Raw genomic sequence first — 12,560 nt, forward strand, 5'->3', positions numbered from 1 at the left:
GTCCCCGCTACCTTCAGCCCGTGGCTACGTTCCGACTCCAGGGCAGCAGGGTGCTCGCCGTGACGATGACCGGCGACGCCGTCAAGGCGAAGAACGGCTCGATGGTCGCCTACGACGGGCAGATGGCGTTCAAGAAGATGAGCGGCGGCGGGGAGGGCCTGCGCGGCATGGTCACCCGCCGGCTGACGGGCGAACAGATGGAGGTGATGGAGGTCAAGGGCCAGGGGACCTGCTGGTTCGCCGACCGGGCCTCCGAGATCAACCTCGTCCACCTGCACGGCGAGAAGCTGTGGGTGGAGGCGAGCAACCTGCTCTGCGCCGACGCGGGGCTGCGCACCGGCACCACCTTCACCGGTCTGCGCGGCGGCGCGTCCGGCAACGGCCTCTTCACCACCACGGTGGAGGGCACCGGGCAGGCGGCGATCATGTCCGACGGCCCGGCGACGGTGCTCCGGGTGACCCCGCAGTACCCGCTGTCGGTCGACCCCGGCGCGTACGTCGCCCACCAGGGCAACCTCCAGCAGCACTTCCAGTCGGGTGTGACCTTCCGCACCCTGCTCGGCGAGGGCGGCGGCGAGGCGTTCCAGATCCGCTTCGAGGGCGACGGGCTCGTGTACGTGCAGCCGAGTGAGCGGAACACCGTCGGGGGTGACGTGTGATGGCGTTCCGAGAACTGAACTCGAAGATGATCGAGGCGACGGTGATCCCCGGGCAGCGGCTCTACAGCCAGCGCGGCGCCATGCTCGCGTACCGCGGGGACGTCACGTTCACGCCGAACATCGCGGGCGGCCAGGGCGGCCTGATGTCGATGATCGGCCGCCGGGTGGCCGGCGAGGCGACGCCGCTGATGAGCGTCGAGGGCAACGGCACGGTGATGTTCGGGCACGGCGGCCACCACATCCAGGTGATCGCGCTGACCGGCGACACCCTCTACGTGGAGGCGGACCGGCTGCTCGCCTTCGACGGCACCCTGGAGCAGGGCACGATGTTCATGGGCTCGCAGGGCGGGGTCATGGGCCTGGTCCGCGGCCAGGTGACCGGCCAGGGCCTGTTCACCACGACCCTCAAGGGCCACGGCTCGGTCGCGGTCATGGCGCACGGCGGGGTCATCGAACTGCCGATCACCCCGGGCCGCCCCGTCCACGTCGACCCGCAGGCGTACGTGGCCCACCACGGCGACGTCCGCAACAAGCTCTCGACCGCGCTGGGCTGGCGGGACATGGTGGGCCGAGGCTCCGGCGAGGCGTTCCAGCTGGAGCTGAGCGGCAGCGGTGCGGTGTACGTCCAGGCGTCGGAGGAGAAGCTGTGAGCACCCCTGTCATCCACGATCCGCACACCCTGCCGTCGGACGACAACGTCAACGCGTACACCTTCTGCGTGGAGCTCAAGGGCTCCCAGTGGTTCCTTCAGAAGGGCAAGATGATCGCCTACTACGGGCGGATCGAGTTCAACGGCATCGGGCACGGGCGGCTCGACCGGCTGGTGCGGACCGCCTTCCACTCGCCGCTGCACGCGAGCGACTGGGTGGTGGCCGAGGGCCAGGGCAAGATGCTGCTCGCGGACCGGGCCTTCGACGTGAACGCGTACGACCTCGACCAGGGCAATCTGACGATCCGCTCCGGGAACCTGCTGGCCTACCAGCCGACGCTGGCGCTGAAGCAGTCGATCGTGCCGGGCTTCGTGACGCTGATCGGCACGGGCAAGTTCGTGGCGGCGTCGAACGGGCCCGTGGTCTTCATGGAGCCGCCGCTGCGGGTGGACCCGCAGGCGCTGGTCGGCTGGGCGGACTGCCCCTCCCCCTGCCACCATTACGACCACGGGTACCTGACGGGCGTGATGGGCGGCGTACGGGCCCTGACCGGCATCGGCGGCTCCTCCGGCGAGGAGCACCAGTTCGAGTTCGTCGGCGCGGGCACGGTGCTGCTCCAGTCGACGGAGCTGCTGATGGCGGAGCGGGACATCGGCGGGCCGCCGGCCCAGGCGGGGGTCCCGGGCGGGCACGGGGCGCACGGCTCGCACGGATCGCATGGTTCCGGCCAGGCGGCGCAGGGTGCGGTACCGCGCCTTCCCGGCCAGCTCGGGGACTTGCAGCGGCGCTTCGGGCTGTGAGCGGTAGTCTGCGGAGCGTGACGCGTCGAACGGCCGCGCGGGGCGTGCGGCCGGCCCGGCGGGTGCCGAGCGTCACCCCGCAGATTTCGTCAAGTATTCAACTTCTTAGGTAGAATCCACTCATGGACACCGAGACGGCCATCCCCTGGCTCACCGACGCCGAGCAGTGCGCGTGGCGCACCTTCCTCGACGTCCAGAGAATGCTGACGCACCAGCTGGAGCGCGACCTCCAGCCCTTCGGTCTGACGATGAACGACTACGAGATCCTCGTCAACCTCTCGGAGTCCGCCGAGCGCCGGCTCCGCATGAGCGACCTCGCGACCGCCACGCTCCAGTCCAAGAGCCGCCTCTCGCACCAGATCACCCGCATGGAGAACGCCGGGCTGGTCGAGCGGGTCAACTGCGAGTCCGACCGGCGCGGCCTCTACGCGGTCCTCACCGACCAGGGCATGGAGACCATGCGCAAGGTCGCCCCGCACCACGTGGAGTCCGTCCGCGACCACTTCATCGACCGGATCACCCCGGAGGCGCTCGGCGACCTCCACGAGTCGCTGAAGCCGGTCGCCGAGCGGCTGCGCGGCAAGCGCGGCAAGCCGTGACCTGACAGATGTGCCCGGTGTACGGGAAAGGGCCTCCCCGCCAAGCGGGGAGGCCCTTTCCCGTCACTACCGGCCCGATCGCCGGGCGGCTCACCGCCGGCTCAGTTGCCGGTCAGACTCGCCGCCGACCCGGTCGCCGGGCAGCCTCGTCGTCAGCTCGGTTGCCGGTCAGGCTCACTGCCCGCCCGGGCGTCGGACAGGCTCAGTTGCCGGCCCGGTCGCCGGCCAGGCTCGCCGCCGGCTCAGTTGCCGGACACGCTCACCGCCAACCCGGTCGCCGGACAGGCTCAGTTGCCGGTCAGGCTTGCCAGGAGTTCGTCGGAGGCTGCGTACGGGTCGAGCGCGCCGGTCGTGATGCGCTCGGCCAGCGCGTCGAGCCGCCGGTCCCCGTGCAGATCGCCGATCCGCTCGCGCAGCGCCGTGATGGTGATGGTCTCCACCTCGCGGGCCGCCCGGGCCTTCCTGCGCTCCGCCAGGACCCCGTGCTCCTCCATCCAGGCCCGGTGCTTCTCCAGGGCCTCCACGACCTCGTCGACGCCCTCGCCGCGCGCCGCGACCGTCTTCACGATCGGCGGCCGCCAGTCGCCGGGCCCGCGCGCCTCGCCGAGGCCCAGCATGTGGTTCAGCTCGCGGGCGGTGGCGTCGGCGCCGTCCCGGTCCGCCTTGTTGACCACGTACACGTCGCCGATCTCCAGGATGCCCGCCTTCGCGGCCTGGATCCCATCGCCCATGCCCGGCGCGAGCAGCACCACCGACGTGTCGGCCTGCCCGGCGATCTCCACCTCGGACTGCCCGACGCCGACGGTCTCCACCAGGATCACGTCGCAGCCGGCCGCGTCGAGGACGCGGATGGCCTGCGGGGCGGACCAGGCGAGCCCGCCCAGGTGCCCGCGGGTGGCCATCGAGCGGATGTAGACGCCCGGGTCGGAGGCGTGCTCCGACATCCGCACCCGGTCGCCGAGGAGCGCGCCGCCGCTGAACGGCGAGGACGGGTCGACGGCGAGCACGCCGACCCGCTTCCCGGCCCTGCGGTACGCGGTCACCAGCGCCGAGGTCGACGTGGACTTGCCGACGCCCGGCGAACCGGTCAGGCCCACCACGTAGGCGTTGCCGGTGAGCGGGGCCAGCGCCGCCATCACCTCGCGCAGCTGCGGGGACGCCCCCTCCACGAGCGAGATCAGCCGGGCCACGGCCCGCGGCCGGCCCTCCCGTGCCTGGGCGACCAGTTCGGGGACGTCCACCATGCTGCGTTCTCCTGGTTCTCCTGCGGGCTCCTGCTGGGGCTTACTTGCCGGCGACGCGGATGATCAGGGCGTCGCCCTGACCGCCGCCACCGCACAGCGCCGCCGCGCCGACGCCGCCGCCCCGCCGCTTCAGCTCCAGCGCGAGGTGGAGCACCACGCGGGCGCCGGACATGCCGATCGGGTGGCCGAGCGCGATGGCGCCGCCGTTGACGTTCACCTTTTCCGGGGAAACGCCGAGGTCCTTCATGGACTGTACGGCGACCGCGGCGAACGCCTCGTTGATCTCGATCAGATCGAGGTCGTCGACGGTCAGTCCGTCCTTCTTGAGGGCGTGCTGGATGGCGTTGGACGGCTGCGACTGGAGCGAGTTGTCCGGGCCGGCCACGTTGCCGTGGGCGCCGATCTCGGCGATCCACTCCAGGCCCAGCTCCTCCGCCTTGGCCTTGCTCATCACGACGACGGCGGCGGCGCCGTCGGAGATCTGCGAGGAGGTGCCGGCGGTGATGGTGCCGTCCTTGGCAAAGGCGGGACGGAGCTTGCCGAGGGACTCGACGGTGGTCTCGGCGCGGACGCCCTCGTCCTTGGCGAAGATCACCGGGTCGCCCTTGCGCTGCGGGATCTCGATCGGGGTGATCTCGGCCTCGAAGATGCCGTTCTTCTGTGCGGCGGCGGCGCGCTGGTGCGACAGCGCGGCGATCTCGTCCTGCTCGGGGCGCTGGATGCCGAGGCGGGTGTTGTGCTTCTCGGTCGACTCGCCCATCGCGATGGACTCGAAGGCGTCGGTCAGACCGTCGTACGCCATCGCGTCGAGCATCTCGATCGCGCCGTACTTGAAGCCCTCGCGGGACTTCGGCAGCAGGTGCGGGGCGTTGGTCATCGACTCCTGGCCGCCGGCGACCACGATGTCGAACTCACCGGCGCGGATCAGCTGGTCGGCCAGCGCGATGGCGTCCAGGCCCGACAGACAGACCTTGTTGATGGTGAGGGCGGGGACGTGCATCGGGATGCCGGCCTTGACGGCGGCCTGGCGGGCGGGGATCTGCCCGGCGCCCGCCTGGAGCACCTGGCCCATGATCACGTACTGCACCTGGTCGCCGCCGATCCCGGCCCGGTCCAGGGCGGCCTTGATGGCGAAACCGCCCAGGTCGGCGCCGGAGAAGGACTTGAGCGAGCCGAGCAGGCGACCCATGGGCGTGCGGGCGCCCGCGACGATCACTGAGGTGGTACCGGTCGTTCCAGACATGAGGCACGGCCCCTTGGGATGAGGAGTGAACGAGGGTTTACCGCCAATGTACTGAGCGGTGCGGCGCGAGGTCACCGGCCTGCCGGTGTGACGGCGCGCACGTTGCGTAACCATCCCGGCGGCGGTGCACTGGAGCCATGCTGACGCGTATCGACCACATCGGGATCGCCTGCTTCGACCTGGACAGGACCGTCGAGTTCTACCGTGCCACGTACGGCTTCGAGGTCTACCACTCCGAGGTCAACGAGGAGCAGGGCGTCCGCGAGGCCATGCTCCGGATCAACGCCACCGACGACGGCGGCGCCTCCTACCTCCAGCTCCTGGAGCCCACCCGCGAGGACTCCGCGGTCGGCAAGTGGCTGGCCAAGAACGGCGAGGGCGTCCACCACATCGCCTTCGGCACGGCGGACGTCGACGGTGACGCCGAGGCCATCCGCGGCAAGGGCGTCCGGGTCCTCTACGACGAGCCCCGGACCGGCTCCATGGGCTCCCGGATCACCTTCCTCCACCCCAAGGACTGCCACGGCGTCCTGACCGAACTCGTCACCTCCGCGCGGCCTTCCGCTGACCACTCCTCAGCGGAGCACTGACCTCCGTATTCCCGGCCCGGTAGAGTGGGCGACTCCGGGCCGGGGCCGGTCGGGGCCGCTTCGCGCGGCGCCGTAGTCGGGATGTCGGGGTCGTCCGATCTGCCACGATTCCCCGGGGGGCCGTTCTGTCGGGTGAACGGTCTCGTCGGAATGTTGCGACCAGGTTGGGGTCTCCCCTGCTCGCAGAGCTCGGGGAAGGATGGACCGCGCAGTGCGGGGCTACGAACGCCAGGAGAGCCACCGAGCTGAAGACGACCATCTCTCGCGGTTCGAAGCCGAGATGGACCGGCTGAAGAAGGAACGCGAGAAGGCCGTCCAGCACGCCGAGGACCTCGGTTACCAGGTCGAGGTCTTGCGTGCCAAGCTCCACGAGGCGCGGCGCACCATCGCGTCCCGTCCCGCCTACGACAGCGCGGACATCGGCTACCAGGCCGAACAGCTGCTGCGGAACGCGCAGGCGCAGGCCGAGCAGCTCCGCCAGGACGCCGAGCGCGAGCTGCGCGAGGCCCGGGCGCAGACCCAGCGGATCCTCCAGGAACACGCCGAGCACCAGGCCCGGCTCCAGGCCGAGCTGCACAACGAGGCCGTCCAGCGCCGCCAGCAGCTCGACCAGGAGCTGAACGAGCGCCGCCAGACCGTCGAGGCGCACGTCAACGAGAACGTGGCCTGGGCCGAGCAGCTGCGCGCCCGCACCGAGTCCCAGGCCCGCCGCCTGATGGACGAGGCCCGCGCCGAGGCCGAGCAGTCGCTCACCGCCGCCCGCACCGAGGCCACCCGCGTCTCCGAGGAGACCGGCCGCCGCGTCGGCGCCGAGGCCGAGGCCGCCCGCGCCGAGGCCGAAGCGATTCTGCTGCGCGCCCGCAAGGACGCCGAGCGGCTGATGACGGCCGCCTCCACGCAGGCCCAGGAGGCCACCGGCCACGCCGAGCAGCTGCGTACCACCGCCGTCGCCGAGACCGACCAGGCCCGCCGCCAGGCCACCGAGCTCTCCCGCGCCGCCGAGCAGCGGATCCAGGAGGCCGACGAGAAGCTGCGGCAGGCCCGCGCCGAGGCCGACAAGGCCCTCGCGGAGGCCAAGGAGGCCGCCGCGAAGACGCTGGCCTCCGCCGACTCCGTCAACGAGCAGCGCACCCGTACCGCCAAGTCGGAGATCGCCCGGCTGGTCGGCGAGGCCACCGAGAAGGCGGAGGCGCTCAAGGCCGAGGCCGAGGAGCAGCTGCGCGAGGCGACCGCCCGCTCCGAGAAGCTGGTCGCGGAGGCCACCGAGAAGGCCCGCACCTCGGCGGCCGAGGACTCCGCCGCCGCGCTCGCGAAGGCCGCCCGCAGCGCCGAGGAGGTCCTCAGCAAGGCGTCCGAGGAGGCCGCCGAGACCACCCGCAAGGCGTCCGAGGAGGCCGAGCGGGTCCGCCGCGAGGCCGAGACCGAGGCCGACCGGCTGCGGGCCCGCGCCGAGGAGCAGGCCGACGAGCTGCTCGGTTCGGCGAAGGACGACACCAAGGAGTACCGGGCCAAGACGGTCGAGCTCCAGGAGGAGGCCCGGCGGCTGCGCGGCGAGGCCGAGCAGCTGCGCGCCGAGGCCGTCGCCGAGGGCGAGCGGATCCGCGGCGAGGCCCGCCGCGAGGCCGTCCAGCAGATCGAGGAGGCGGCGAAGACCGCCGAGGAGCTGCTGGCCAAGGCGAAGGCCGACGCCGACGAGCTGCGCAGCAACGCGGGCGCGGAGAGCGAGAAGGTCAAGTCGGAGGCGATGGAGCGCGCCCAGACGCTCCGGACCCAGGCCGAGGAGACCCTGGAGCGGACCCGCGCCGAGGCCGAGCGGCTGCGGGCCGAGTCCGAGGAGCAGGCCGAGTCGGTACGTGAGGCCGCCGAGAAGGCTGCCGACGGGCTGCGCGCGGATGCCGAGCGGGCCGCCGAGGCCCGCCGGGCCGAGGCCGCGGAGGAGCTGACCCGGCTGCACACCGACGCCGAGGCGAAGGTGGCCGCGGCCGGTCAGGAGCTGACCGACGCGCGTGCCGAGGGCGAGCGGATCCGGCGCGAGGCCGCCGAGGAGACCGAGCGGCTGCGGGCCGAGGGCGCCGAGCGGATCCGGACGCTGCGGGAGCAGGCCGAGACCGAGGCCGAGCGGCTGCGGACCGAGGCCGCGTCGGACGCCTCCACGGCCCGCGCGGAGGCCGAGTCCACCGCGCAGCGGCTCACCTCCGAGGCGGAGACCGAGGCCGAGCGGCTGCGGTCGGAGGCCCAGGAGACCGCCGGCCGGGTGCGCGCCGAGGCCGCGGCCGCCGCCGAGCGGGTCGCCGCCGAGGCCGCCGAGGCGCTGGCCGCCGCGCAGGAGGAGGCCGTCCGGCGCCGCCGGGAGGCCGAGGAGACGCTGGAGTCGGCGCGGTCCGAGGCCGGCCGCGAGCGGGAGCACGCCCGCGAGCAGTCCGAGGAGCTGCTGGCCGCCGCCCGCAAGCGGGTGGAGGAGGCGCAGGCCGAGGCGCAGCGCCTGGTCGAGGAGGCGGACGCGCGGGCGACCGAGATGGTCGGCGCCGCCTCGCGAGCCGCGCAGGAGGTCCGCGACTCGGTCGCGGGGCTGCGCGAGCAGGCCGAGGAGGAGATCGCCGGGCTGCGCTCGGCCGCGGAGCACGCGGCGGAGCGGACGCGCACCGAGGCGCAGGAGGAGGCGGACCGGGTCCGCACCGACGCGTACGAGGAGCGGGAGCGGGCCTCGGAGGACGCGACCCGCACGCGGGCGCGTGCCCAGGAGGAGTCCGAGGCGGCGAAGGCGCTGGCCGAGCGGACGGTCGGGGACGCGATCGCGGAGGCGGAGAAGCTCCGTACGGACACCGCCGAGTACGCGCAGCGGGTGCGCACCGAGGCGACGGACGCGCTGGCGTCGGCCGAGCAGGACGCGTCCCGCACCCGGGCCGACGCCCGCAACGACGCCAACCGGATCCGTTCGGAGGCGGCCGAGAAGGCCGAGGGCGTCGTCGGCGAGGCGAACACGGAAGCCGGCCGGATCGCCACCGAGGCCGAACAGGTCCTCGACGAGGCCCGCCAGGCCGCCGACAAGCGCCGCCAGGACGCGGCGGAACAGGCCGACACCCTCATCGGCGAAGCCACCACCGAAGCCGAACGCATCGCCACCGAAGCCGAGCACGTCCTCGACGAAGCCCGCCAGGCCGCCGACAAGCGCCGCCAGGACGCCGCCGAACAAGCCGACACCCTCATCGGCGAAGCCACGACGGAGGCCGGGCGGATCGCGACCGAGGCCGAGCAGGTCCTCGACGAGGCCCGGAAGGCCGCCGACAAGCGGCGTCAGGACGCGGCGGAGCAGGCGGACAGTCTGGTCGGCGAGGCGACCTCGGAGGCGGGGCGGATCGCGGCCGAGTCGGCCGAGCTGCGGGAGACGACCGAGCGGGACGCGGCCCGGCTGCGGACCGAGGCGGAGCAGGTCAAGACGGACGGCGAGGCGCACGCCCAGGCGCTGCGGACGGCGGCCCTGGCCGACGCCGAGCAGATCCTGGACGAGGCCCGCCAGGCCGCCGACAAGCGGCGCCAGGACGCGGCCGAGCAGGCCGACGCCCTGGTGGGCGAGGCGACCACGGAGTCCGGCCGGATCACCGACGAGGCGATCGAGCTGGCCGAGTCGGTGACCGCCGACGCCCGGACCGAGGCGGAGCGGACCCTCGCGGACGCGGCCGGCGAGGCCGAGCGGCTGCGCGCCGAGGGCGCGGCGGACCTGGAGACGGCCCGTCAGGACGCCGAGCGGATCCGTACGGAGTCGGCGCGGGTCGAGGAGCGGGCGGAGGCCGCGGCCGAGCAGATGCGCTCGGAGGCCCGCGCGGAGGCCGACCGGACCCTGGACGAGGCCCGCGACGCCGGCGCGAAGAAGCGCGCGGACGCGGCCGAGCAGGCGGACCAGCTGATCGGCAAGGCCCAGGAGGAGGCGCTGCGCGCCACCACCGAGGCGGAGACGCAGGCGGACACGATGGTCGGCGCGGCCCGCAAGGAGGCCGACCGGATCGTCGCCGAGGCGACCGTGGACGGCAACGCGCTGGTGGAGAAGGCGCGGACCGACGCGGACGAGCTCCTGGTCGGGGCGCGGAAGGACGCGACCGACATAAGGGAGCGGGCGGAGGAGCTGCGCGGCCGGATCGAGGGCGAGATCGAGGAGCTGCACGAGCGGGCGCGGCGCGAGTCGGCCGAGCAGATGAAGACGGCCGGCGAGCGCGTCGACAAGCTGGTGAAGGCCGCCGAGGAGCAGCGCGTCGAGGCCGAGGAGAAGGCCAGGGAGATGGTCTCGGAGGCGAGTTCGGAGGCGAGCAAGGTCCGGATCGCCGCCGTCCGGAAGGCCGAGGCGCTCCTCAAGGAGGCCGAGCAGAAGAAGAGTTCGCTGGTGACCGAGGCCGAGCGGATCAAGGCGGAGGCGGAGGCCGAGGCGGAGCGGCTGGTCGACGAGGGCCGGCGCGAGCTGGAGGTCCTGACCCGGCGTCGTACCGACATCAATGCCGAGATCTCCCGTGTCCAGGACGTGCTGGAGGCGTTGGAGTCTTTCGAGACTCCGTCGGCGGGGACGAAGGACGGACTCAAGGCGGGCGCTTCCTCGGGTTCCACTCGTTCGAGTGGCAAGTCCCAGGACGGCTAGCCACTCAAAAGGCTGGACATTCTCCAGATCAAACGGGCATACGCTCGATGACACGCCGCTTCGGCCCCTAGGATTCCCTCTAACACCTCACCGGTCTCATTCGACAGGAACCCCATGAGCGACACATCCTCCCCCTTCGGCTTCGAGCTCGTGCGGCGTGGTTACGACCGCGGTCAGGTGGACGACCGCATTACCAAGCTCGTCGCCGACCGAGACAGTGCTCTGGCCCGGATCACCTCCCTGGAGAAGCGCATCGAGGAGCTCCACCTCGAGACGCAGAACGCCCAGGCGCAGGTGAGTGACGCGGAGCCGTCGTACGCCGGTCTCGGCGCGCGTGTCGAGAAGATCCTCCGTCTCGCCGAGGAGGAGGCGAAGGACCTGCGCGAGGAGGCCCGCCGCGCCGCCGAGCAGCACCGCGAGCTGGCCGAGTCGGCCGCCCAGCAGGTGCGCAACGACGCGGAGTCGTTCGCGGCCGAGCGCAAGTCCAAGGCCGAGGACGAGGGCGTCCGGATCGTCGAGAAGGCGCAGGGCGAGGCCAACTCGCTGCGTGCCGAGGCGCAGAAGGACGCGCAGTCGAAGCGCGAGGAGGCGGACGCCCTCTTCGAGGAGACCCGCGCCAAGGCCGCCCAGGCCGCCGCGGACTTCGAGACCAACCTGGCCAAGCGCCGCGAGCAGTCCGAGCGCGACCTGGCCTCCCGTCAGGCCAAGGCCGAGAAGCGCCTCGCCGAGATCGAGCACCGCGCCGAGCAGCTCCGCCTGGAGGCCGAGAAGCTCCGTACGGACGCCGAGCGCCGGGCCCGCCAGACGGTGGAGACCGCGCAGCGCCAGGCCGAGGACATCGTGGCCGACGCGAACGCCAAGGCCGACCGGATCCGTTCGGAATCGGAGCGCGAGCTCGCGGCGCTGACGAACCGCCGCGACTCCATCAACGCGCAGCTGACCAACGTCCGCGAGATGCTGGCGACGCTGACCGGTGCCGCGGTGGCCGCGGCCGGCTCCCCGCTGGACGAGGACCGCTCCGCGGGCGTGCCGGCCCAGCAGACCCGGTAAGCCCCGGCCGAGCCGGTAGCGCGTGCGTTCCGGACCCCCCGTCACTCCGGTGGCGGGGGGTTTCGCGCGCCTTTAGCTTGGTACGCATGATCGAGCTTGACGGGCTGACGAAACGGTACGGGACGAAGACGGCGGTCGATCATCTCTCCTTCCAGGTCAGGCCGGGCATGATCACCGGCTTCCTGGGGCCCAACGGGGCGGGGAAGTCGACCACGATGCGGATGATGCTCGATCTGGACAACCCGACGAGCGGGACGGTACGGATCGACGGCCGGCACTACCGCGAGCTGGACGAGCCGCTGAAGTACATCGGGGCGCTGCTCGACGCCAAGGCGATGCACGGGGGCCGGTCGGCGTACAACAACCTGCTGTGTCTGGCGCAGTCGAACCGGATCCCGGAGCGCCGGGTGGGCGAGGTGCTGGACCTGGTGGGTCTGACGGCGGTGGCGCGGAAGAAGTCGAAGGGTTTCTCGCTCGGTATGGGGCAGCGGCTCGGGATCGCGTCGGCGCTGCTCGGCGATCCGGAGATCCTGATGTTCGACGAACCCGTCAATGGTCTGGACCCTGAGGGAATTCACTGGATCCGCAATCTGATGAAGTCGCTGGCCTCGGAAGGGCGGACGATCTTCGTCTCCAGTCATCTCATGAGTGAAATGGCGCTGACGGCAGACCATCTGATCGTCATCGGGCAGGGAAAGTTGCTGGCCGACATGTCGATGGCGGATTTCATCCAGCAGAATTCGCGGAGTTTCGTCCGGCTGCGCTCTCCGCAGCAGGAACGGCTGCGGGACGTGCTCCACGCCGACGGATTCGTGGTGGTCGAGGCCGGAAACGGAACCCTGGAGGTGGACGGGGCCACGACCGAGAAGCTGGGCGAGCTGGCGGCGGCGAACCAGTTGACGCTGCACGAGCTGAGCGCCCAGCGCGCCTCCCTGGAGGAGGCGTTCATGCAGATGACGGCGGGCGCGGTGGAGTACCACGCGCACGGCACCGACGTGCACGGCGGCGAACCGGCCGCGCCCGGCCCCGTGTGGGGCGCGAACTCCGGCTGGGGGCCCGCACAGGGCCCGGGGGCCGGTCCGAGCGGCGAGGGGGTCTGAC

At 72.4% G+C, this 12,560-nt stretch carries 10 protein-coding genes; 8 read left to right on the forward strand and 2 right to left on the reverse strand.

Annotated features, from left to right (window positions below):
• Positions 1 to 20: 20 nt before the first annotated feature.
• The 4 genes from ACFXMG_RS25900 to ACFXMG_RS25915 all read left to right on the forward strand — a co-directional run bounded on the left by ACFXMG_RS25900 (position 21) and on the right by ACFXMG_RS25915 (position 2,708).
• Positions 21 to 659, forward strand: a complete 639-nt coding sequence (locus tag ACFXMG_RS25900) for an AIM24 family protein (protein WP_383828435.1) — start codon at positions 21 to 23, stop codon at positions 657 to 659.
• Positions 659 to 1,309, forward strand: coding sequence for an AIM24 family protein (locus ACFXMG_RS25905; protein WP_383828433.1), 651 nt, complete (start codon positions 659 to 661; stop codon positions 1,307 to 1,309). The genes ACFXMG_RS25900 and ACFXMG_RS25905 overlap by 1 nt, the downstream gene beginning before the upstream one ends.
• Positions 1,306 to 2,109: an AIM24 family protein gene (locus ACFXMG_RS25910; protein WP_383828431.1), complete on the forward strand. Its 804-nt coding sequence runs from the start codon at positions 1,306 to 1,308 to the stop codon at positions 2,107 to 2,109. Before ACFXMG_RS25905 ends, ACFXMG_RS25910 begins: the two co-directional genes overlap by 4 nt.
• A gap of 122 nt (positions 2,110 to 2,231) precedes the next feature.
• Positions 2,232 to 2,708, forward strand: a complete 477-nt coding sequence (locus tag ACFXMG_RS25915) for a MarR family winged helix-turn-helix transcriptional regulator (RefSeq protein WP_383828429.1) — start codon at positions 2,232 to 2,234, stop codon at positions 2,706 to 2,708.
• A 287-nt stretch (positions 2,709 to 2,995) separates the two neighbouring features.
• Here the strand turns inward: ACFXMG_RS25915 and meaB are convergent, their stop codons facing one another.
• Positions 2,996 to 3,952, reverse strand: coding sequence for a methylmalonyl Co-A mutase-associated GTPase MeaB (gene meaB / locus ACFXMG_RS25920; RefSeq protein ID WP_383828427.1), 957 nt, complete (start codon positions 3,950 to 3,952; stop codon positions 2,996 to 2,998).
• Positions 3,953 to 3,992: 40 nt separating this feature from the next.
• The gene (locus ACFXMG_RS25925) at positions 3,993 to 5,195 is read right to left on the reverse strand and encodes an acetyl-CoA C-acetyltransferase (protein WP_383828425.1); all 1,203 of its coding nucleotides are present in this window, start codon (positions 5,193 to 5,195) and stop codon (positions 3,993 to 3,995) included.
• Between the two features lie 137 nt (positions 5,196 to 5,332).
• On the opposite strand from ACFXMG_RS25925, the gene mce reads away from it, so the two are divergent.
• The 4 genes from mce (at position 5,333) to ACFXMG_RS25945 (ending at position 12,559) form a co-directional block, all read left to right on the forward strand.
• A complete protein-coding gene (gene mce, locus ACFXMG_RS25930; RefSeq protein ID WP_376600603.1) occupies positions 5,333 to 5,785 on the forward strand; it encodes a methylmalonyl-CoA epimerase in 453 nt (150 codons plus the stop codon).
• Positions 5,786 to 5,996: 211 nt separating this feature from the next.
• Positions 5,997 to 10,409 (forward strand): polarized growth protein Scy, encoded by a 4,413-nt coding sequence (gene scy / locus ACFXMG_RS25935; protein WP_384119941.1) that lies wholly within the window; start codon positions 5,997 to 5,999, stop codon positions 10,407 to 10,409.
• Between the two features lie 114 nt (positions 10,410 to 10,523).
• Positions 10,524 to 11,459 carry a cellulose-binding protein gene (locus tag ACFXMG_RS25940; RefSeq protein WP_362180021.1) on the forward strand — a complete coding sequence of 312 codons (936 nt, stop codon included), beginning with the start codon at positions 10,524 to 10,526 and terminating at the stop codon, positions 11,457 to 11,459.
• Positions 11,460 to 11,545: 86 nt separating this feature from the next.
• Complete coding sequence (locus tag ACFXMG_RS25945) at positions 11,546 to 12,559, forward strand: ABC transporter ATP-binding protein (protein WP_383828422.1); 1,014 nt, start codon at positions 11,546 to 11,548, stop codon at positions 12,557 to 12,559.
• Position 12,560: the final 1 nt, after the last annotated feature.

It is taken from the genome of Streptomyces sp. NPDC059201 (assembly GCF_042754585.1).
In the GTDB taxonomy this organism is placed as follows: Bacteria; Actinomycetota; Actinomycetes; order Streptomycetales; family Streptomycetaceae; genus Streptomyces.